This is a genomic window from Streptomyces sp. Ag82_O1-12 (genome assembly GCF_900182715.1).
GTDB lineage: Bacteria > Actinomycetota > Actinomycetes > Streptomycetales > Streptomycetaceae > Streptomyces > Streptomyces massasporeus.
Genome location: NZ_FXUW01000001.1, coordinates 7241454 through 7262677 on the forward strand (window position 1 = coordinate 7241454; position 21224 = coordinate 7262677).

14 protein-coding genes and 1 tRNA gene are annotated in these 21224 nt (G+C 71.9%); 10 read left to right on the forward strand and 5 right to left on the reverse strand.

Features of this window, described 5'->3' with window-relative positions; genetic code table 11:
- Nucleotides 1-26: 26 nt before the first annotated feature.
- Genes QOL88_RS32985 through QOL88_RS32995 form a run of 3 tightly spaced genes read right to left on the reverse strand, consistent with a single transcriptional unit; the run spans nt 27 to nt 5104 of the window.
- Entirely contained in the window at nt 27-2171 is a 2145-nt protein-coding gene (locus QOL88_RS32985; protein WP_097223287.1) for an acetate--CoA ligase family protein, read from the reverse strand.
- A gap of 4 nt (nt 2172-2175) precedes the next feature.
- Complete coding sequence (gene frc / locus QOL88_RS32990; protein WP_097223288.1) at nt 2176-3411, reverse strand: formyl-CoA transferase; 1236 nt, start codon at nt 3409-3411, stop codon at nt 2176-2178.
- Nucleotides 3412-3421: 10 nt separating this feature from the next.
- Entirely contained in the window at nt 3422-5104 is a 1683-nt protein-coding gene (locus tag QOL88_RS32995) for a thiamine pyrophosphate-binding protein (RefSeq protein WP_097221896.1), read from the reverse strand.
- 142 nt (nt 5105-5246) lie between these two features.
- Here QOL88_RS32995 and sucC point away from each other — a divergent pair, with 142 nt between their 5' ends.
- The 3 genes from sucC (at nt 5247) to QOL88_RS33010 (ending at nt 9073) form a co-directional block, all read left to right on the forward strand.
- Nucleotides 5247-6377, forward strand: a complete 1131-nt coding sequence (gene sucC / locus QOL88_RS33000) for an ADP-forming succinate--CoA ligase subunit beta (protein ID WP_097221897.1) — start codon at nt 5247-5249, stop codon at nt 6375-6377.
- Nucleotides 6378-6391: 14 nt separating this feature from the next.
- Nucleotides 6392-7273 (forward strand): succinate--CoA ligase subunit alpha, encoded by an 882-nt coding sequence (gene sucD / locus QOL88_RS33005; protein WP_097221898.1) that lies wholly within the window; start codon nt 6392-6394, stop codon nt 7271-7273.
- A 258-nt stretch (nt 7274-7531) separates the two neighbouring features.
- Nucleotides 7532-9073, forward strand: coding sequence for an aldehyde dehydrogenase family protein (locus tag QOL88_RS33010; protein WP_097221899.1), 1542 nt, complete (start codon nt 7532-7534; stop codon nt 9071-9073).
- A gap of 218 nt (nt 9074-9291) precedes the next feature.
- On the opposite strand, the gene QOL88_RS33015 is transcribed toward QOL88_RS33010, so the two are convergent.
- On the reverse strand, nt 9292-10623 hold the full coding sequence (locus QOL88_RS33015) for a DUF2254 domain-containing protein (protein WP_097221900.1): 1332 nt from the start codon (nt 10621-10623) through the stop codon (nt 9292-9294).
- A 142-nt stretch (nt 10624-10765) separates the two neighbouring features.
- On the opposite strand from QOL88_RS33015, the gene QOL88_RS33020 reads away from it, so the two are divergent.
- Nucleotides 10766-10850 (forward strand) — tRNA-Leu (locus QOL88_RS33020).
- Between the two features lie 128 nt (nt 10851-10978).
- On the opposite strand, the gene QOL88_RS33025 is transcribed toward QOL88_RS33020, so the two are convergent.
- Nucleotides 10979-12691, reverse strand: a complete 1713-nt coding sequence (locus QOL88_RS33025) for a sigma-54-dependent Fis family transcriptional regulator (protein WP_097223289.1) — start codon at nt 12689-12691, stop codon at nt 10979-10981.
- A 279-nt stretch (nt 12692-12970) separates the two neighbouring features.
- On the opposite strand from QOL88_RS33025, the gene QOL88_RS33030 reads away from it, so the two are divergent.
- The 6 genes from QOL88_RS33030 (at nt 12971) to fusA (ending at nt 21167) form a co-directional block, all read left to right on the forward strand.
- Nucleotides 12971-14719, forward strand: a complete 1749-nt coding sequence (locus tag QOL88_RS33030) for an FAD-dependent oxidoreductase (protein WP_097221901.1) — start codon at nt 12971-12973, stop codon at nt 14717-14719.
- Nucleotides 14720-14846: 127 nt separating this feature from the next.
- The gene (locus QOL88_RS33035) at nt 14847-15716 is read left to right on the forward strand and encodes an intradiol ring-cleavage dioxygenase (RefSeq protein WP_097221902.1); all 870 of its coding nucleotides are present in this window, start codon (nt 14847-14849) and stop codon (nt 15714-15716) included.
- Nucleotides 15713-16819, forward strand: coding sequence for a maleylacetate reductase (locus tag QOL88_RS33040; protein ID WP_097221903.1), 1107 nt, complete (start codon nt 15713-15715; stop codon nt 16817-16819). Before QOL88_RS33035 ends, QOL88_RS33040 begins: the two co-directional genes overlap by 4 nt.
- 9 nt (nt 16820-16828) lie before the next feature.
- A complete protein-coding gene (locus QOL88_RS33045) occupies nt 16829-17671 on the forward strand; it encodes an NmrA family NAD(P)-binding protein (RefSeq protein WP_097221904.1) in 843 nt (280 codons plus the stop codon).
- Between the two features lie 138 nt (nt 17672-17809).
- Nucleotides 17810-18724 (forward strand): YceI family protein, encoded by a 915-nt coding sequence (locus tag QOL88_RS33050; protein ID WP_097221905.1) that lies wholly within the window; start codon nt 17810-17812, stop codon nt 18722-18724.
- Between the two features lie 400 nt (nt 18725-19124).
- A complete protein-coding gene (gene fusA, locus QOL88_RS33055; RefSeq protein WP_097221906.1) occupies nt 19125-21167 on the forward strand; it encodes an elongation factor G in 2043 nt (680 codons plus the stop codon).
- Nucleotides 21168-21224: the final 57 nt, after the last annotated feature.

Below are 21224 nucleotides of genomic sequence, written 5' to 3' on the forward strand. Positions count from 1 at the left end.
GTCGGCAGGCCTCCCGCTCACTCACCTCATGTACCGCCCCCCAGCCGCCCCGCCTCCCGCGCCCAGCGGTACTTCGCGCCGAGCACGGCCACCGGCTTCTCGGTCGTGTACGGGTACGCCACGACCCCGCGCTCGAAGAGGTACTGGCAGGCCTCCTCGACCTCCACGTCACCCGCGAGCGACGCCACCACGGGCTTCTCGATCCCGCGCTCCCGGAACTCGGCCACCACGCGCGCGGTGAGCTCCGCGAAGACCATGGGAGGAGTGACGATGGTGTGCCAGTAGCCGAGGACCAGCGCGTGGATGCGCGGGTCCTCCAGACCCAGCCGGATCGTCGCCTCGTACGTCGACGGCGGCTCGCCCCCGGTGATGTCCACCGGGTTGCCCGCGGCCCCGAAGGGCGGGATGAACTTCCGGAACGCCTCGTCCAGGTCCGGCGGGATCTCCATCAGCGACAGTCCGTTGTCCGTCACCGCGTCGGAGAGCAGCACACCGCTGCCGCCGGCGCCCGTGATGATGACGACGTTGTCCCCCTGGGGAGCGGGCAGTACCGGCAACGCGCGCGCGTACTCCAGCATGTCGTTCAGCCCCGGCGCGCGGATCACCCCGGCCTGTCGCAGGATGTCGTCGTACACGGCGTCGTCACCCGCGAGGGCGCCGGTGTGCGAACCGGCCGCCTTGGCACCCGCGGCCGTCCGCCCGGCCTTCAGCACGACCACCGGCTTCTTCGGCACGGTCGCCCGGGCGGCCTCCACGAAGGCGCGACCGTCTTTCAGGTCCTCCAGGTGCATCGCGATGCAGTCGGTGTGCGGGTCCTCGCCGAACCAGGTCAGCAGGTCGTCCTCGTCCAGGTCCGACTTGTTGCCGAGCCCGACGATCGCCGACACACCCGTCTTGGTGGTGCGGGCGAAGCCCAGGATGGCCATCCCGATGCCGCCCGACTGCGAGGTCAGCGCCACCCCGCCCTTGACGTCGTACGGCGTGCAGAACGTGGCGCACAGGTCCTGCCAGGTCGAGTAGTAGCCGTAGATGTTCGGTCCCAGCAGCCGTACGCCGTGCCGCTCGGCGATCTCCACGATCTCCGCCTGGAGTTCGTGCTCGCCGGTCTCCGCGAACCCGGAGGGGATCAGCACGGCGTTCGGGATCTTCTTGCGTCCCACCTCCTCCAAGGCCGAGGCCACGAACTTGGCGGGGATCGCGAAGACCGCCACGTCCACCTCACCGGGAACGTCCGTGACACTCTTGTACGCCTTGCGGCCCAGAATGTCATCGGCCTTGGGATTCACCGGATGGATGTCCCCGGCGAAACCTCCGTCGATGAGGTTGCGCATCACCGAATTGCCGATCTTGCCCGGCTCGTTGGAGGCCCCGATCACGGCGACCGTGTTCGGCTGCATCAGCCGGCGCATGGACGCGAGGATCTCGTCGCGCGAGTACTTCCGGCGCGGCGCGGGCTGCGACTCGGCGAGGATCACCCGGATGTCGGCCGCGACGGCCCCCTCCGCCGTGGCGATCACCGGGTTGAGGTCCACCTCGGCGATCTCGGGGAAGTCCGCTACGAGTTGTGACACCCGGCGGATCTGCTCGGCGACGGCCCACCGGTCCACGCCCGCCTGGCCGCGCACGCCGCGCAGGATCTCCGCCGACCGGATCGAGTCCAGCATCGACAGGGCCTCGTCGGCGTCCACCGGTGCGAGCCGGAAGGTGACGTCCTTCAGGACCTCGACGAGGACCCCGCCGAGCCCGAAGGCGACCACTTTCCCGAACGTCGGGTCCGTGACGGCGCCGACGATGACCTCCTGCCCCTGCGGCAGCAGCTCCTGCACCTGCACGCCGGAGATGCGGGCTTCGGCGTTGTAGGCGCGCGCATTGTCGATGATCTTGTGGAACGCGGCCCGTACGTCGGTCGCGCCCTCGACCCCGACGATCACTCCGCCGGCGTCGGTCTTGTGCAGGATGTCCGGCGAGACGATCTTCATCACGACGGGCCCGCCGAAGCGTGCCGCGAACGCCACGGCCTCGTCGACATCCGTCGCCAGCTCCTCACCCGGTACGGCGATCCCGTACGCGTCGGCGATCACCTTGCCCTCGGGCGCGGTCAGCGCGGTCCGTCCCTCGGCCCGCACGGACTCCAGGAGGGACCGCACCCGCAGGACCCGGTCTTCCGCCATCACGTCAGATCACTCCGTTCGACTTGAGCAGGCGCACTTCCTCGTCGCCGAGGCCTAGTTCGCCGACGTAGACCTCTTCGTTGTGCTCGCCGAGCAGGGGCGAACTGGTCACCTCGACAGGGGAGTCGGACAGCTTGAGCGGGCTGCCGACCGTCACGAAGTCGCCGCGCTCGGGGTGCGGGACGGTGACGACCATCTCGTTGGCGACCAGCGAACGGTCCTCGATGATCTCCCGGGTGGACAGGATCGGCCCGCACGGGATGTTGTGCGCGTTGAGCCGTTCCAGCACCTCCCACTTGGGCAGCGTCGAGGACCACTCCTCGATCAGCTGGAACATCTTGCCCAGCTTGGGCAGCCGCGCCTCGGGCGTCGCCCACTCGGGGTCGGCGGCCAGCTCGGGCCGGCCGATCAGCTCGCTGAGCGGCTGCCAGCCGACGGGCTGCACGATGACGTACACGTAGTCGTTCGGGCCGCCCGGCGCGCACTTGACGGCCCAGCCGGGCTGGCCGCCGCCGGACGCGTTTCCGGACCTGGGAACCTCGTCGCCGAAGTCCTCGTTGGGATATTCAGCGAGCGGCCCGTGTGCCAGACGCTGCTGATCCCGCAGCTTCACCCGGCACAGGTTGAGTACGGCGTGCTGCATGGCCACGTTGACCCGCTGCCCGCGCCCGGTGCGCTCCCGTTGGTAGAGCGCGGCGAGGATGCCCGCCACGGCGTGCACACCCGTCCCCGAGTCCCCGATCTGGGCCCCCGTCGCCAGCGGTGGTCCGTCCTCGAAGCCGGTGGTCGACATCGACCCGCCCATGGCCTGCGCGACGACCTCGTACGCCTTGAAGTTGGTGTACGGGCCCTCGCCGAACCCCTTGATGGAGGCATAGACGATCCGTGGATTGATCTCCTGGATGCGGTCCCAGGTGAAGCCCATCCGGTCCACCGCACCCGGGCCGAAGTTCTCGACCATGACGTCGGAACGCCGGATCAGCTCGGTGAGGATCTCCTTGCCGCGCTCGGTCTTGGTGTTGAGGGTGATGCTCCGCTTGTTGCAGTTGAGCATCGTGAAGTAGAGGGAGTCGACGTCCGGCAGATCACGCAGCTGCTTGCGCGTGATGTCGCCGGTCGGAGCCTCCAGCTTGACGACGTCCGCGCCGAGCCAGGCGAGCAGCTGGGTCGCCGACGGCCCGGACTGGACGTGGGTCATGTCCAGGACGCGGATGCCTTCGAGGGCCTTGGTTCCTGTCATCGGGGGCACCTCACTTGTACATCGTCTGGTTCATGGTTCCGGGGGCGTACGCGTCCGGGTCGACCCAGACGTTGATGAGCGACGGCTTGCCGGACTCGCGGGCGCGCCGCAGGGCCGGGCCGATGTCGGCGGGGTCGCGGACCTCCTCGCCGTAACCGCCCAGCATCTGGGCGAACTTGTCGTAGTGGACGTCGCCGAGGGTGTTGCCGACCCGGTCGCGGTCCTTGCCGTACTTGGCGGCCTGGCCGTAGCGGATCTGGTTCATGGAGGAGTTGTTGCCGACGATGCCGACGAAGGGGAGGTCGTAGCGGACGAGGGTCTCGAAGTCCCATCCGGTCAGGGAGAAGGCGCCGTCGCCGAAGAGCGCCACGACCTCCTTGTCGGGCCGCGCCTGCTTGGCCGCGAGTACGAAGGGGACGCCGACGCCGAGCGTGCCGAGGGGCCCGGGGTCCATCCAGTGCCCGGGCGACTTGGGCTGTACGACCTGTCCGGAGAAGGTGACGATGTCGCCGCCGTCGCCGATGTAGATCGAGTCCTCGGTGAGGAAGTCGTTGATCTCGCTGACCAGGCGGTAGGGGTGGATGGGCGAGGCGTCGGACTTCAGGTTCGGCAGCCGCTTCTCCAGGGCAGTCTGCTCGGCCGCCCGCAGCTCGTCCAGCCACTCCTTGCGCCTGGACGCACCGCCGTTGACGCGCCCGGAAGCCGCCTCGGTCACCGACTTCAGCACCAGCCCGGCGTCGCCCACGATGCCGAGGTCGATGTCCCGGTTCTTGCCGACGGTGCGGTAGTCGAGGTCGATCTGGACGACGGTCGCGTCCGGGGAGAGCCGCTTGCCGTAGCCCATGCGGAAGTCGAAGGGCGTCCCGACGATGACGATGACGTCGGCGCCGGAGAAGGCGTACCGGCGTGAGAGCTGGAAGTGGTGCGGGTCGCCGGGCGGGAGGGTGCCGCGTCCCGCGCCGTTCATGTAGGCGGGGATGTTGAGGGTCCTGACGAGCTCGATGGCCGACTCGGTGCCCCGGGTCGTCCAGACCTGGCTGCCGAGCAGGATGGCCGGCTTCTCGGCGTGCACCAGTAGGTCGGCGAGCTTCTCGATCGCCTCGGGGTCGCCGGCCGAACGGGTCGAGGCACGGTAGGCGCCCTCCTGCGGCACGCGCGCCTTGGACACGGGCACCTTGGCGTCCAGCACGTCGCGCGGGATCTCCAGGAAGGAGGGGCCGGGCGCGCCGTGGAAGCACTCGCGGAACGCCATGGACACCATGTCCGCCGCGCGCGCCGTGTCGGGCACGGTCGCCGCGAACTTGGTGATGGGGTTCATCATGTCGACGTGCGGCAGGTCCTGGAGGGACCCCATCTTGTGCTGGGTGAGGGCCCCCTGACCGCCGATCAGCAGCATCGGGGACTCCGCGCGGAAGGCGTTGGCGACACCGGTGACGGCGTCGGTCGTCCCGGGTCCCGCGGTGACCACCGCGCAGCCGGGCTTGCCGGTGATGCGCGCGTAACCGTCGGCGGCGTGGGCGGCGACCTGCTCGTGGCGTACGTCGACGACCTCGATGCCCTCGTCGACGCAGCCGTCGTAGATGTCGATGATGTGGCCGCCGCACAGCGTGTAGATGCGGTCGACCCCCTCGGCCTTCAGCGCCTTGGCTACGAGATGACCACCGGAAATCAAGTCCTGGGTGTCGTCGGGCATGGCGAAGTCCTGTCCCTTCGTAGGGGGTTGGAGCGGCTCGCAGTACATTGCATACAGTCGACGAATACTGTATGAAGCTTGTTATCCCGCATCCGGTGGGTGGTGTCCAGGGGGCGTGCGGCATTTTCAGTCAGGAGCCGAAATGGACCTGTACGAACACCAGGCAAGAGAACTCTTCGAAGAACACGGCATCTTGGTGCCGAGGGCCGAAGTGACCGACTCGCCCAAGAAGGCGCGTGAGATCGCACGCCGGCTCGGCGGCCGGGTCGTGGTGAAAGCCCAGGTGAAGACCGGTGGGCGCGGCAAGGCCGGCGGTGTGAGGATCGCCGCCGACCCGGCCGCCGCCGAGCTGACCGCACGCCAGATCCTCGGCATGAACATCAAGGGACACACGGTCGGCACGGTCATGCTGGCCCAACCGGTGGACATCGACACCGAGTTCTATGTGTCCTACGTTCTCGACCGGGCTGTGGGCCGCTTCCTCGCGATCGCCTCCGCGGAGGGCGGCATGGAGATCGAGGAGGTCGCCGCCACCCGCCCCGAGGCCGTGGCCCGTGTCCCCATCGACCCCGCCGTGGGAGTGACCACCGCGAAGGCGGGCGAGATCGCCGCGGCGGCCGGGCTGCCGCAGCAGGCCGTGGACGTCCTCGTGCGTCTGTGGGAGGTCCTGGTCCGCGAGGACGCCCTCCTCGTCGAGGTCAACCCGCTCGTCCGCACCAAGGAGGGCCGGATTCTGGCCCTCGACGGCAAGGTCACTCTTGACGACAGCGCCCGCTTCCGGCAGGCACGCTGGGGCGCGGACGACACCGAGCACGACGACCCGCTCGAGGCGGCCGCCGCCGCGAAGGGCCTCAACTACGTCAAGCTGGACGGCGAGGTCGGCATCATCGGCAACGGTGCGGGGCTCGTCATGTCGACGCTCGACGTGGTCGCGGGATGCGGTGCGCGACCCGCCAACTTCCTCGACATCGGCGGCGGAGCGAGCGCCCAGGTCATGGCGGACGGACTGTCGGTCATCCTCTCCGACCCGGCCGTGAAGTCCGTGTTCGTCAATGTCTTCGGCGGGATCACCGCCTGCGACGCGGTCGCCGACGGCATCGTGCAAGCCCTGGAGACCGTCCGGTTGACCAAACCGCTCGTCGTGCGCCTCGACGGCAACAACGCGGCCCGGGGCCGGGCCGTCCTCGACGAGCACGCGCATCCGCTGGTCCAGCAGGTCACCACCATGGACGGCGCCGCCGCCCGTGCCGCCGAACTCGCCACCACCGCCTGAGGAGAGGGAACGCCATGGCCATCTACCTCACCAAGGAGAGCAAGCTCCTCGTCCAGGGCATGACCGGCGGCGAGGGCATGAAGCACACGCGGCGGATGCTCGCGGCGGGCACAAACGTCGTCGGTGGTGTCAACCCGCGCAAGGCCGGCCGTACCGTCGACTTCGACGACCGGGCCGTGCCCGTCTTCGGCTCCGTCGCCGACGGCATGCGCGCCACCGGAGCCGACGTCACCGTCGTCTTCGTGCCGCCCGCCTTCGCCAAGGCGGCCGTCGTCGAGGCCGCCGACGCCGGCATCGGGCTCGCTGTCGTCATCACCGAGGGCATCCCCGTCCACGACTCCGTCGCCTTCACCGCCTACGCCGAGGACAAGGGCACCCGCATCGTCGGCCCCAACTGCCCGGGTCTCATCACGCCCGGCCAGTCCAACGCCGGCATCATCCCGGCCGACATCACCAAGCCGGGCCGCATCGGCCTGGTCTCCAAGTCCGGCACCCTGACGTACCAGCTGATGTACGAGCTGCGCGACATCGGCTTCTCCACCTGCGTCGGCATCGGCGGCGACCCCGTCGTCGGCACCACGCACATCGACTGCCTCACCGCCTTCCAGGACGACCCCGACACCGAACTGATCGTCCTCATCGGGGAGATCGGGGGCGACGCGGAGGAGCGCGCGGCGGCGTACATCCGCGAGCACGTCACCAAGCCGGTCGTCGGCTACATCGCCGGGTTCACCGCACCCGAGGGCAAGACCATGGGGCACGCGGGGGCGATCGTGTCCGGCTCCTCGGGCACGGCCGCCGCGAAGAAGGAGGCCCTGGAGGCGGTCGGGGTGAGCGTGGGCGGCACACCGACCGAGACGGCGAAACTGGTGCTCGCGCGACTCGAAGGCCGCTAGCGGGCCCCAACGCCGAGTCCCTGGTCGCCTGCCGGCCTGCCGGCATCGAAGCCTGGCCGGTTGTCGGCCTACCGGCATCGAAGCCTGGCCGTCTGTCGGCCTACCGGCATCGAAGCCTGGCCGATCCCCGGCCCACCGGCACCAATTCCCTGGCCGATCGCCGGGTTGGGTCACCCCACGCCTTCTCCGGCCGATCACCGGGTCGCCCCACGCCGCATTTCCCCGCCCCCGACTGTGCACCGAGAGCGGAGCAACCCCATGGCACCCACCCTCACCCTCAAGTCCGGCACGTCCTGGCCCGACGCGTGGCGGCGCTGCCTCGCCGTCGCCCCCGAGGCCTTCCGCGACGACCGGGTCCTCAACCTCTGGAACGGCGCCTGGCAGGAGGACGGCCGGGCTCTGCCCGCCGTCAGTCCCGTCGACGGCAGCCCGATCGCCGGGCCGCCCCGCCTGGACGGAACCACCGCCCACCGGGCCGTGTGCGCCGCCCTCGACCAGCACCGCGCCTGGCGTCACCTCCCCCTGGAGGAGCGCCGGGCCCGGGTCGCGGCCACCCTCGACGCCCTCACCGAACACCGCGGCCTGCTCGCGCTGCTGCTCGTCTGGGAGATCGGCAAGCCCTGGCGGCTGGCCCAGGCGGACGTCGACCGGGCCATCGACGGGGTCCGCTGGTACGTCGACGGCGTCGAACCGATGCTCGCCGGCCGCTCCCCGCTGGACGGCCCGGTGTCCAACATCGCCAGCTGGAACTACCCGATGAGCGTGCTCGTTCACGCATTGCTGGTCCAGGCACTGGCAGGCAACGCGGTCATCGCCAAGACCCCGACCGACGGCGGTGTCGCCTGTCTGACCCTGGCCTGTGCCCTCGCCGCCCGCGAGGGAATTCCCGTCACCCTCGTCAGCGGCAGCGGAGGCGAGCTGTCGCAGGCGCTGGTGCGGGCGCCCGAGATCGGCTGCGTCTCCTTCGTCGGCGGCCGCGACACCGGAGCCGCCGTCGCCACGGCCGTCACCGACCTCGGCAAACGACACGTACTCGAACAGGAAGGACTCAACACCTGGGGCATCTGGAACTACTCGGACTGGCACACGCTCACCGCGGTGATCCCCAAGCTCTTCGACTACGGCAAGCAGCGCTGCACGGCGTACCCGCGCTTCGTCGTCCAGCGGCACCTGTTCGACGCGTTCCTGGCGGCGTACCTCCCGGCGGTGCGCACGCTCAGGGTCGGGCATCCGCTCGCCGTGGAGCAACCTGACGACCCGTACCCGGAGCTGGACTTCGGGCCGGTGATCAACGCGGCCAAGGCGAAGGAGCTGCAGGACCAGGTCGCCGAGGCGATCGAGCGCGGCGCCGTACCCCTGCACCGCGCTCTGCCCGACGACGCCCGCTTCCTGCCCGGCCAGGACACCTCCGCCTACGTCCAGCCGGTCACGCTCCTCAACCCGCCCTCGTCCTCTCCGCTGCACCACGCGGAGCCGTTCGGCCCGGTCGACACGATCGTCCTGGTCGACACGGAGGCGGAGTTGCTGGCCGCGATGAACGCCTCCAACGGCGCGCTGGTCGCCACGTTGTCCACGGACGACCGGGCGACGTACGACCGGCTCGCCCCGCAGATCCGCGCGTTCAAGGTCGGCCACGGCGCGCCCCGCTCCCGCGGCGACCGCGACGAGCTGTTCGGCGGACTCGGCGCGTCCTGGCGCGGCGCGTTCGTCGGCGGCGACCTGCTCGTGCGCGCGGTGACGCGAGGACCGCAGGGGGAGCGGCTGCCGGGCAACTTCCCGGGGTACCAGCTGCTGCCCTGACGCAGGGGGACGCGTCCGACGCCGGTTCCCCGCGGGGTCAGCGATGAGGGGGGCCGGCGTCGGACGCCGTGGCGGTCCGACGGCCGGCAGCGGGCCGACACCTGGGGCGCGGTGTGCCGTGTCCGTGCGGTGCGCCGTGTCTGTGCGGTGCGCCTGTCCGTGCGGTGCGCCTGTTCGTGCGGTCCGACGTGGCGCGACCCGGCGCTCCGAGGCGTCGCTCAGCCGATGCCCTGCCGGTCCGGACGCAGGGCGAAGTCGCGGTCCGACGCGGTCTGTGCGGCCAGGCCGACGGCCTGACGGAGCAGTTCGCGATGGCGCAGCAGCGGCTCGCGGCGTTCCGGCGGTGCGAGCAGGAGCAGGTCGTCGAGACCGGCCAGCATGCGCCGGGAGATCTGCGGGCTCCCGACGGCGCAGCCCCGTACCTCGGTGAACCCGAGATCCACCAGCTCGGTCCAGTCCGGCACGGGCTGCACCAGCCGCACCGCACCGGCCCGGTCCCGGTGCAGGGCGGCGTCCAACGGACGCCGGCTCAGCGCGGCCAGGAACTGGACGACGCGGTCCAGCGCCTGGACGGCGGTCGTCGGATCGTTGATCGCGGAGGACAGGGCCCGCAGCGCGATGTCGGACAACTGCCGCAGTCCGAAACCGAGATCCTGGTGGTAGGTCCGCTCCACCCCGACCGAGATCGCGTGGCGCAGAGCCCTGCGCGGTGGGACGGGCCCGCCGTGCACCGCCAGCACGGGCATGCCGGGCACCACGAAGTCCCCGATCCGCGGGATCAGCCGCAGCACGACCCCGTGTTTGCGCGCCACCCGCACCAGTCGCGCGATGTGAACGTCCCGCAGCACACCCGCCCGGCCGTCGTGCGGCACCCACGCGGTCTCCGTGCCGTGGGCGGGAGCCGCCTGCCCGGCCACCGGGACGGGCATCGATGCGGGCACCCGGAACGACTCCGAGGCGATCCGCGCGATCACATGGCTGATCCGCATCAGCCGCAGGGTCGCGTTCACGTACAGCACGAAGAGCAGCAGGCTCAGCCCGACCATGCAGAGTGTGAGGACGGACTGCACCAGAGGCACCGTCGTGACGGCCCGAGGGTCGTCGACGCTGTCGAAGCTCGTCAGCACCAGCAGGGTCAGTACGAAGGTCGCCAGGAACACCGCGAAGGTCGCCTTGGTGATCCGGCTCCGGACGAAGAGCCGCACCACGCGCGGGGTGAACTGCCCGCTCGCCATCTGCACGGCCACCAGCGAGATGCTGAAGACCACGCCGATGAAGGTCATCATCGCCGAGCCGACCGCGCTCACCACGGCCTTCGCGTCCTCCGCGAACCGCAGCAACTCGTCGAGCGTCTCGTAGTCCTTCTCCCGCTGGAGCGCGTCGACGATGGCCGTGTCGAGCGCCTCCGCCCCCACCCAGACCACGAAGACGCTCACCATCGCCGCGGTGGGGGCGAACCAGAACGTGTCCCGCAGATGCTCCCTGAGCGGTGACAGCGCACGCGGACGTCGTCCCGCCGAGGAGCTCTGCGTAACCATCCAGTCACTCATGGTGCGACCCTAGAGGTATCGGGCCGCGAGGTCCCGGACCCCCGCCAGGCGGACGGAAACGCAGGTGAAAGGCACTCCGAAAGCTTGGTATTGTTGTGCGTGTCGCCGCGGGGAACAGCCCTGGCAAGGCGGCAGACACCTGGTCCGGGTGGCGGAATGGCAGACGCGCTAGCTTGAGGTGCTAGTGCCCTTTATCGGGCGTGGGGGTTCAAGTCCCCCCTCGGACACAGACCAGCTCGGGCGGGTCGAGATCTTCTCGACCCGCCCGAGCTGTTGCGCGTCATCCCTCGTGCGCCGCAGCCTGAGCTCCGCCGCAGCCCGAGTCTCCGCCGTCGCCTCAGCCGCAGCCTCCGCCTCAGTGCCGGTACTCCCGCAGCTTGCGGTACAGCGTCGCCCGGCCGATTCCGAGTGCGACCGCCGTGCGTGCCTTGTTGCCGCCGTGGCGGCGCAGCGCCTCCAGGATCGCGGCCCGCTCGGCGTGCTCCATAGGGCTGAGCGGGCGGGCGGCCGGTCCTTCTCGGACGGCGTCCGGCAGCTCAGCCCGACGGACCGGCCCGGACGCCCGCCGGTGCTCCGCGAGGGCCCGTACGACATGGGCCAGCTCGGTGACGTTCCCGGGCCACGGGTACGCCTCGAGCGCGCGCAGCGCGTCCAGGGTCCAGGTCAGTGGCGGTTGTCCGGGCGCGGGGCGGGGGGTGAGCGCGGGCAGGAGTTCCCGGATGTCCTCGGTGCGTTCCCGCAGGGGCGGCAGGGTCACCGAGCGGGCCGACAGCTTGTCCAGCAGGCGCTGGAGGCAGGGGCCGACCGGCACGCCGGGTGTGTAGGTGACCAGCAGTCGGGTGTCCGGGTGCTGTTCGAGCAGGGAGTTGAGCGCGGCCACCCCGGGCTGCGCGAGTCGCTCGGCGTGGCGCAGCAGGAGGAGCCGGTCGGGCTGCCACGCGGACGGGGCCTGGTCGAGGCCGGCGTCCCGTGCCGCGTCGGTCACCTGGACGGGGTCCGGGCCGCACAGCTCCCGCGCCAGTGCGGTCTTGCCGGTTCCGCGTTCGCCGGTCAGCAGCAGGGGCTCCCCGGAGCGGACCAGCTCGACCGCACGCCCGACGGCGTGCCGCCAGGAGGCCGAGGAGCCGGTCAGGGCGGCCGGCGGGGCCGGCGCGGCGGGCGCCGGATCGTCGAGCGGTTCCAGGGCGGCCACGATCCCGATCGTCCTGCCGTCCAGCCGTACCGGGGTGACGTGCGCCGTACACCCCGCCCCCTCCGGCAATCGCGTGAGGCCTGTGACGTCCCGGTGCCGCGCGCCGGCCGCCGTGCGTTCCAGCACCCCGAGCACCTCGGGTGTCAGCAGCCGCTGCGCCGCGTCGCTGACCAGCCGGTTGCGGCCGTCGAGTGCCGCCACGGCCCGGTCCGGCCCGCGCGCCGCGCGCACGTAGGCGTCCAGCAGCGCCCGCTCGCCCCGCCCGGCCCGGGCCCGCAGCTCCGTCTCGACCGCCGCGACCGTCGCCTCGGCGAAGGCCGCCTGAGGATGCGGCGGTCCGGCGGCGCACAGCCGTGACGCGACCGTCAGGGTGCCCAGCACCCGCCCGCTCTCCGGCCCGAACACCGGGACGCTGACCGCGGAGACCTCCTGCCACCGGTCGAGGAAGTGCTCGGGCCCGTGCACCTCGGCCCGGCCCCGGGTGCGCAGGGCCAGAGCCGCGCTGTTGTGGCCGACCTCCTGCTCCGACAGGCCTTCGCACGCGCCGAACCCCGGTTCGCTCCCGGCCGTCCACAGCACGCGCAGCCGCTCGTCGGTCAGGACGAGCAGCGACCCGCCCGCGCCCAGGGCGGGGACGATCCGGTCGAGGACCGGCCGGGCGGCGCCGAGCAGAGCCGACTCCCCGGGGAGCGGAGAACGCGCCACCGGCTCCTCCAAGTCGTGCGGCACGCCGAAGAACCGCGCCCGCCGCCACGCCGCGACGACCTCCTCCGGCACGCCCTGGGGCAGCGGACGCCCCGACAGGAACCGCTCGCGGGCGACGCGCAGTGAGGGCCGGGCGGTGGTGGCTGCGGGGGAGGGGTCTGTGGTGGTCACGGCGCAGCCCACCGTAGCGGGTTCAGTTGAACAGGAAACAACCGCGGGTCCCGCTGCCGCGCTTCGCTGACCATCCGATGTGTCGTAACGGGGTGCCCGAGGCCGCCGCTCGCCAACATCCGGCGTTGCGGCATGCGGCACTCCGAGGCATCGCCCATCCGCCCCTTCGCCTACACCCCTGTGTCTCGTAATGAGACACCCGCGCGCAGCCGAAGACCCCCATGATCATGCACGTCCCGCGTCCCGCCGCCCGAACATTCCCATCCGCAGGAGCGCCCCGTGTCCACCGTCGTCGAGACCGACGTCCTGATCGTGGGCAGCGGCCCGGCCGGTGCCTCGGCCGCGCTGGCCCTGAGCACCTACGGCGTCCCCAACATCGTGGTGACCCGCTACGCGAGCCTCGCCGACACACCCCGCGCGCACATCACCAACCAGCGCACCATGGAAGTCCTGCGCGACCTCGGCGTGGAGCGGGAGGTCGTCGCGCAGGCCACCCCGCAGCACCTGATGGGCAACACGACGTTCTGCACGAGCCTCGCGGGCGAGGAACTGGGCCGGGTGCGCTCCTGGGGCAACGACCCGCTCGTGCAGGCCGAGCACGAACTCGCCAGCCCCACGCGCATGTGCGACATGCCGCAGCACCTCATGGAGCCGGTCCTCGTGAACGCGGCCGTCGCCCGCGGCACCCAACTCCGCTTCCAGAACGAGTACCTGTCCCACACCCAGGACGCCGACGGCGTCACCGCCACCGTCCGCGACCGGCTGCGCGGGGACACCTACGAGATCCGGGCCAAGTACCTGATCGGCGCCGACGGCGGACGGTCGAAGGTCGCCGCGGACGCCGGGCTGCCGATGGGTGGCCAGATGGGTGTGGCCGGCAGCATCAACATCGTCTTCGAGGCGGACCTGAGCCGGTACACCGCCCACCGCCCGTCCACCCTCTACTGGGTCCTCGCCCCGGGTGCGACGGTCGGCGGCATCGGCGCCGGCCTGGTGCGCTGTGTGCGCCCCTGGAACGAGTGGCTGATCGTCTGGGGCTACGACGTGAACGCCGGCGCGCCCGACCTGACCACCGAGTACGCGGAGTCGGTCGTCCGGGCGCTCGTCGGTGACGACGACATCCCCGTGACCGTCACGTCGTCCTCGGCGTGGACCGTCAACGAGATGTACGCCGAGACCTACGCCAACGGCCGGGTCTTCTGCGCCGGCGACGCCGTGCACCGGCATCCGCCGTCCAACGGCCTCGGCTCCAACACCTCGATCCAGGACGCCTACAACCTCGCCTGGAAGCTCAAGCTGGTCCTCGACGGCACCGCCCATCCCAGGCTGCTCGACAGTTACACCGCCGAGCGCGCCCCGGTCGGCCGGCAGGTCGTGACCCGCGCCAACCGGTCCATCCGCGAGACCGCCCCGGTCTTCGAGGCCCTCGACGGGCTCTCCCCGCAGACCCCCGAGCAGTTGTGGGCCAACATCGCCGCCCGCAAGGACGCCACCGAGGCCGCCGAGAAGCAGCGGGCCGCACTGCGCGAGGCGATCGCCTTCAAGGTCTACGAGTTCAACGCCCACGGCGTCGACCTCAACCAGCGCTACGACGCCGGGGACTGCGCCGCGATCGTCCCGGACGGCACGCCCGACCCCGGCTTCGCCCGCGATCCCGAGCTGCACCACCAGCCGTCCTCCCGCCCCGGCGCCCGGCTCCCGCACGCCTGGATCACCTCCGGCACCCGCACGCTCTCGACCCTCGACACCATCGGCCGGGGCCGCTTCACCCTGCTGACCGGCATCGGGGGAGAGGCCTGGGTGCGGGCGGCCGAGGCGCAGGAGGTGGAGATCACCACGGTGGTGATCGGCCCGGGGCAGCTGTACGACGACCCGTACGGAGACTGGGCGCGGCTGCGTGAGATCCCGGACGCGGGCGCCCTCCTGGTACGTCCGGACGGTTTCGTGGCCTTCCGGCACGCCTCCGCCGGCCCGGACGCCGAAGAACTGCTCACGGACGCGCTGCGGCGAATCCTCGGGCACGCCTGACAACTGCCGCAGGACGGGTCGCGGCGCGCCCTCGGCCCACCCGGGCACGCGCCATCATGGAAGCGACGGAAGAGCCGTAAGAAGCGGAAGATCCGGAAGAAGCGGACGTAGACGACGAGGAGCCGGGATGACCACCGATGTGACCAGGGCCGGCGTCACCGAGCAGGCCCTCGCCAGCCTGGGCGGGACCGCCGACCCGCGGCTGCGTGAACTGCTCACCGGCCTCGTCCGCCATTTGCACGACTTCGCGCGCGAGAGCCGTCTGACCCAGGAGGAGTGGGAGCGGGCGATCGCCTTCCTGACCGCGACCGGGCAGATGTGCACCGAAACCCGGCAGGAGTTCATCCTGCTGTCGGACGTGCTGGGCCTGTCCATGCTGGTGGAGACGCTGAGCGGCGATCGCGCGGCGGGCGCCACCGAGTCGACGGTGCTGGGCCCCTTCCACATGACCGAGTCGCCGGTCCGCGCGCTCGGCGACGACATCGACCTGGTCGGCGCCGGCGAGAAGTGCGTCGTCAGCGGCCGGGTGCGGTCCGCCGACGGCACCCCGCTGCCCGGCGCCGTCGTCGACGTCTGGCAGGCCGACGACAAGGGCTTCTACGACGTCCAGCAGCCCGGCGTCCAGCCCCCGGGCAACGGACGTGGGCTGTTCACCGCGGACGCCGAGGGCCGCTTCTGGTTCCGCACCTGTGTCCCGGCGGCGTACCCCATCCCCACCGACGGCCCCGTGGGCGGGCTGCTGCGCGCGACCGGACGGCACCCCTACCGCCCCGCGCACATCCACTTCATCGCCACGGCCGAGGGCCACACGCCCGTCACCACGCACATCTTCGTGGCCGGCGGCGACTACCTCGACTCCGACGCGGTGTTCGCCGTGAAGCGGAGCCTGGTCCAGGACTTCGCCGAGACCGACGACCCGTCCCTGGCAACGGAGTTCGGCGTGGCGAACCCCTTCCGGCACGCCCGCTTCGACCTCGTCCTGGAGCAGGCCGTATGACGTTCCAGGAGGAGTTCACGTACGAGACCCGGCCCGTGCGGGTCGTGTTCCGGCCCGGCGCGGCCGTCACCGCGACTCCGGACGAGGCGGCGCGCCTGGGCCTGAGGCGGCCGCTCGTCGTGTGCGGCAGCCGGGGCGAGCCCGTGGCCCGGGCCGTCGCGGACGCGCTCGGCGACAGTTGCGCGGGAGTGCACGCCGAGGCGCGGATGCACGTGCCCGTCGAGGACGCCGACCGGGCCGTCGCGGCCGTCCGGGCGGCCGGGGCGGACGGCTGCGTCGCGGTCGGCGGCGGCTCCGCGATCGGGCTCGGCAAGGCGATCGCCCTGCGCACCGGACTTCCGCTGATCGCCGTGCCGTCGACCTACTCGGGCTCCGAGATGACCCCGGTCTGGGGCCTGACCGAGAACGGCACCAAACGCACCGGCCGCGACCCGGTCGTCCAGCCCCGCAGCGTCGTCTACGACCCCCGGCTCACCCTCTCCCTGACCGTCGCGCTGACCGTCACCAGCGGGGTCAACGCGCTCGCGCACGCCGTCGAGGCGTTGTACGCCCCCGACGTCTCACCGCTGGTGTCGGTCATGGCCGAGGAGGGCGTCCGGGCCATGACCGAGGCCCTGCCGCGACTGGCCGTCGACCCGGACGACCTCGACGCGCGCAGCCGGGCGCTGTACGCGGCATGGCTGTGCGGGGCGTGCCTCGGCGCGACCACGATGGGGCTGCACCACAAGCTGTGCCATGTCCTCGGCGGCACGTACGGCCTGCCCCACGCCGAGACCCACACCGTGGTGCTGCCCCACGCCCTCGCCCACAACGCCCCCGCGGCTCCGCAGGCGTTGACCGTCCTGCGCCGCGCCCTCGGAACCGACGACGTGCCCCGCGCCCTGTGGGACCTGGCCGGCCACCTCGGCGCCCCGCGTTCCCTGGCCGAACTCGGCCTCACGGAGGCCGACGTGACCCCGGCCGCGGAACGGGCCGCGGGCGAGCCGTACGCCAACCCGCGCGAGGTGACGGCGGAGGGGGTACGGGGCGTACTGCTCGCGGCGTACGAAGGCGGCCCGCCGGACTCCGGCTCGCGGACAGAAGGTGACCGCAAGCCTTCCTAGGGTCGTGGCATGACTCAGACGCAGAGGATTCTTGTCACCGGCGCCACCGGAACCGTCGGCCGTCAGGTCGTCGCCGAGCTGCTCGACCGGGGGCACGAGGTGCGTGCCCTGACCCGCGACGCCGCGAAGGCCGCCTTCCCGGCCGGGGTCGACGTCGTCGAGGGCGACCTGACCGAGCCCGACGGCCTGGTCCCGGCCCTGGAGGGCGTCACCGGTCTCCACCTGATCACCTTCGGCGGTGCCGCCTTCAGCCCGCTGGAGACCGGCCCCCGGATCCTGGAGCTCGCCCGCTCCGCAGGGGTCCGCCGCGTCACCGTGCTGCACGGCGGCGGGCCCACCCCGCTGGAGGACGCGGTACGGGCCGACGACGGCGTGGACTGGACGGTGCTCATGCCGGTCGAGTTCATGGCCAACGCCCTGGAGTGGGCGGACGGAATCGTGACCTCGGGGGAGGTGCGGGAGCCTTTCGTGGACCGGCTGAGTGCCATGGTCCACGAGGCGGACATCGGCGCCGTCGCGGCCGTCGCGCTCACGGAGGAGGGGCACGGCGGCCAGGAATACGTGATCACCGGTCCCGACGTGCTCACCGTCGGCGACAAGGTGAAGACGATCGCCGCCGCCGTCGGCCGGGACATCACCCTGGTCGAGCTGACCGAGGAGCAGGCCGTCGCACAGTGGCGGGCGGCGGGTCTCCCGGAGGACACCATCGGCTTCCTGCTCATGGCGTACGGGAACACCCCCGAAGTGGGCCGAACGGTCTCCGGCACCGTCGAGAAGGTCACCGGCCGCCCGGCACGCACCTTCGCCCGGTGGGCGGCCGAACACGCGGACGCCTTCACGGAACAGTCCTGACTGTCTCGTATTGAGACACCCGGACCGCAATCCGGTCCGTCAAGATCGACAAGGGGGTGTGACCGCAGCAAGGTGCGGCCGTCGGCATGCGCTGAATCGCCGACCGCACGGCCGCACACCCGAAGAAAGGTGACCACCATGGCCCTCGCACTGCTCCGGCGCCGGTGGCTCAAGAACACCTCCGCCGCAGCGGCGGGCCTCGCCCTCCCCCTCCCCGACGGCGCGGGCGCGGTGGCCCGCGAGGTCGTCGACCCGATGGGCTCGCCCCTGGCGGGCGCGGACGTCACCGTCACCGCCCTGGACACCCACCGCGTCGCCGCCCGCGGCACGACCGACCCCTACGGCTACTTCCTCGCGGCACTGCCGCCCGGCCGCTACAGCCTGCTCATCTCGGCGGAGGGCCTGCGGCCGCACCGCGAGACGATCGAGACGGGCCCGGGCACCCCGACGGCCACCGAGCGCGTCTGGCTGCAACCCGCCGAGGCGCTCCAGCTTCCGGCGCCCGGCACCTGGCTCTTCGACCCGCCGCACACGGCGATCCGGTTCATCGCCAAGCACGTCGGCATGGCCCATGTCCACGGCCGCTTCGAACGCTTCGAAGGCGGCATCCGAATAGCCCCGGACATGTCCGACTCTCGCGTGCACGTCAGGATCGACGCCTCCAGCATCACCACCGGCAACACCACCCGCGACAACCACCTGCGATCCGCCGACTTCCTCGACGTCGAACGCTTCCCGTACATCGACTTCACGAGCGCGCGCTTCGCCTACCGCGGCGGCACCAAGTGGACGCTCCAGGGCTCCCTCACCATGCACGGCGTCAGCCGCTCGGTGTCCCTGGACACGACGTACCTCGGCACCGTGAACGGCGGCTACGGCCAGGAACTGCGCTGCGCGGCCCTCGCGACGGCGGAACTCCACCGCGAGGACTACACGTTGAACTGGCGCTCCATGCTGGCCCGGGGCATCGCGGTGGTCGGCCCGACTGTCCAACTGGAGCTGGACGTCCAGGCGATGTACCGCACCCACGACACGCCTACCCCGCCGGAGTAGTGGTCCGACCTGGGCTTTCACGGGAGGCCCAGGTCAGGCTCCCGCTCGTCGGCCGCGTCGCACAGGCCCGAAATAATCTCTGGCCCCGTCCCCTCAGATCTCCCTACACTCACGTATGCACCCGGCGCCGCCCACTACCGAGCGCCGGGCATCGACGCGACGAAACGAAGGGAGACGGCCATGCGTGACCGCACCGCTGTCGCCGTCTCCCTGCCGCAGCACGAGGTGATCCTGGTGTCTTCGTCGCCCCGGTGTCCGCTGCGCGGCGGCACCGGCTGACCGGGACGAACGCCCGGCGATCCAGGCGTCCTTGACGTGTCGTCAGGTCCTGGAGACTCCTGCCTGTTTCGCCCGGCAATCGCGCTGCCCCTTTTCTGATCGCATCGAAAGGCCCTGGGCCGTGCGCACCCACCTCAACCCGCTCGCCGTCGTCCGCAACCTCGGCATCCTCGCCCATGTCGACGCCGGCAAGACCACCGTCACCGAACGGATCCTGTTCGCCACCGGCACCACGCACAAGCGCGGCGAGGTCCATGACGGCACCACCGTCACCGACTTCGACCCGCAGGAGCGCGACCGCGGCATCACCATCTTCGCCGCGGCGGTGAGCTGCGCCTGGGACGGTCACCGGATCAACCTCATCGACACCCCCGGGCACGTCGACTTCGCCGACGAGGTGGAGCGTGCGCTGCGGGTGCTCGACGGGGCGGTGGCCGTGTTCGACGCGGTCGCCGGCGTGGAGCCGCAGAGCGAGTCGGTGTGGCGGCAGGCCGACCGGCACGGCGTGCCGAGGATCGCGTTCGTCAACAAGATGGACCGCGCCGGGGCCGACCTCGACGCGGCCGTGGCGTCGATCCGGGAGCGACTGCACCCGGCGCCCCTGGTCGTGCAGTTGCCCATCGGCACGGAGGGCACCTTCACCGGCGTCGTCGACTTGGTGCGCATGCGCGCACTGCTGTGGGACGACGGCGGCTCCGTCGAGGAGACGCCGGTGCCGGACGGCCTGCGGGACGAAGCCGTCGCCCGCCGCCGGGCACTGGAGGAGGCCGTGGCGGAGCTGCACCCGGGGGCGCTGGAGGAGTTCTGCGAGACGGGCACGCTCTCCGAGGGCACCCTCTCCTCGGCGTTGCGCGAGGTGACCCGGGACGGTGACGGCGTGGTCGTGCTGTGCGGCTCCGCGTACCGCAACCGCGGTGTCGAGCCGCTGCTCGACGCGGTCGTGGCCTATCTGCCGTCGCCCCTGGACGTGCCGCCGGTCCGCGGCACGCACGAGGGCGAGGAGCAGGCCCGGCCCGCCGACGCCGCGGCACCGGCCGCCGCCCTGGCGTTCAAGGTGCACGCCACCCCGACAGGCCGGCTGACCTATCTGCGGATCTACTCGGGCACGATCGAGAAGGGAGACACCCTGTGGGACGCGACCGCGCTGCGCACCGAGCGGATCGGGCGGATCCTGCGCGTCCAGGCCGACCGGCACGCCCCGCTGGACCGGGCCGTCGCCGGGGACATCGTCGCCGTGGTGGGGCTCAAGTCCGCCCGCGCCGGCTCGACCCTGTGCGCACCGGGCGCGCCCCTCGTCCTGGAGCCGCCCGGCGTGCCCGAGCCGGTCGTGTCGGTCGCGGTGGAGTCCCGCCGCGCCGGTGACACCGACCGCTTGGCGTCGGGGCTCGCCCGGCTGACCGAGGAGGATCCCTCGCTGGTCGTGCGAACCGACCCCGAGACCGGGCAGACCGTGTTGTCCGGCATGGGTGAACTGCACCTGGAGGTGGCGGTGGAGAAGCTCCGGCGCGAGCTGGGGCTGGAGGTCAACGTCGGCCGCCCCCGGGTCAGTTACCGCGAGACCGTCGGCCGGGGCGTGTCCGGTCTGGTGTTCCGGCACGTCAAACAGGACGGCGGGGCGGGGCAGTTCGCCCATGTCGTCCTCGACGTGGAGCCGCATGAGGAGGGCGGCTTCGAGTTCCGCTCGGCGGTCGTCGGCGGGCGGGTGCCGCAGGAGTACGTCCGGGCGGTCGAGGCGGGCTGCCGGGACGCCCTCGCCGAGGGGCCGCTCGGCGGGCACCCGGTGACGGGCCTGCGCGTCACCCTCACCGACGGGGCGACCCATGTGAAGGACTCCTCGGACACGGCGTTCCGCACGGCCGGCCGCCTCGGTCTCCGTGAGGCCCTGCGCGCCTGCGCGATGGTCCTGCTGGAGCCGGTCGTCGAGGTCACGGTCACCGTGCCCGAGGACGCGGTCGGCGGTGTGCTCGGCGATCTCGCCGCCCGGCGCGGCCGGGTGACCGGCTCGGTCACCCGCGCGGGCGCGGCGATCGTCACCGCCACCGTGCCGCTGGCCGAACTGTTCGGCTACGCGACCCGGTTGCGCAGCCGCACACAGGGCCGCGGCACCTTCACGGCCCGTCCCACCGGCTACGCGCCGGCGCCGGTCGCGACGCAGGTGCGGTAGCGCAAGGGGCCCCTCCCTTCCTCACCCGAGGGGAGGGGCCCGCCGGTCCGCCCCGTC

What these genes read in the sequence shown, in the direction of transcription:
- QOL88_RS32985 (WP_097223287.1), bottom strand. Translation starts at nt 2,171, where the DNA reads ATGGCGGAAGACCGGGTCCTGCGGGTGCGGTCCCTCCTGGAGTCCGTG.
- frc (WP_097223288.1), bottom strand. Translation starts at nt 3,411, where the DNA reads ATGACAGGAACCAAGGCCCTCGAAGGCATCCGCGTCCTGGACATGACC.
- QOL88_RS32995 (WP_097221896.1), bottom strand. Translation starts at nt 5,104, where the DNA reads ATGCCCGACGACACCCAGGACTTGATTTCCGGTGGTCATCTCGTAGCC.
- sucC (WP_097221897.1), top strand. Translation starts at nt 5,247, where the DNA reads ATGGACCTGTACGAACACCAGGCAAGAGAACTCTTCGAAGAACACGGC.
- sucD (WP_097221898.1), top strand. Translation starts at nt 6,392, where the DNA reads ATGGCCATCTACCTCACCAAGGAGAGCAAGCTCCTCGTCCAGGGCATG.
- QOL88_RS33010 (WP_097221899.1), top strand. Translation starts at nt 7,532, where the DNA reads ATGGCACCCACCCTCACCCTCAAGTCCGGCACGTCCTGGCCCGACGCG.
- QOL88_RS33015 (WP_097221900.1), bottom strand. Translation starts at nt 10,623, where the DNA reads ATGAGTGACTGGATGGTTACGCAGAGCTCCTCGGCGGGACGACGTCCG.
- QOL88_RS33035 (WP_097221902.1), top strand. Translation starts at nt 14,847, where the DNA reads ATGACCACCGATGTGACCAGGGCCGGCGTCACCGAGCAGGCCCTCGCC.
- QOL88_RS33040 (WP_097221903.1), top strand. Translation starts at nt 15,713, where the DNA reads ATGACGTTCCAGGAGGAGTTCACGTACGAGACCCGGCCCGTGCGGGTC.
- QOL88_RS33045 (WP_097221904.1), top strand. Translation starts at nt 16,829, where the DNA reads ATGACTCAGACGCAGAGGATTCTTGTCACCGGCGCCACCGGAACCGTC.
- QOL88_RS33050 (WP_097221905.1), top strand. Translation starts at nt 17,810, where the DNA reads ATGGCCCTCGCACTGCTCCGGCGCCGGTGGCTCAAGAACACCTCCGCC.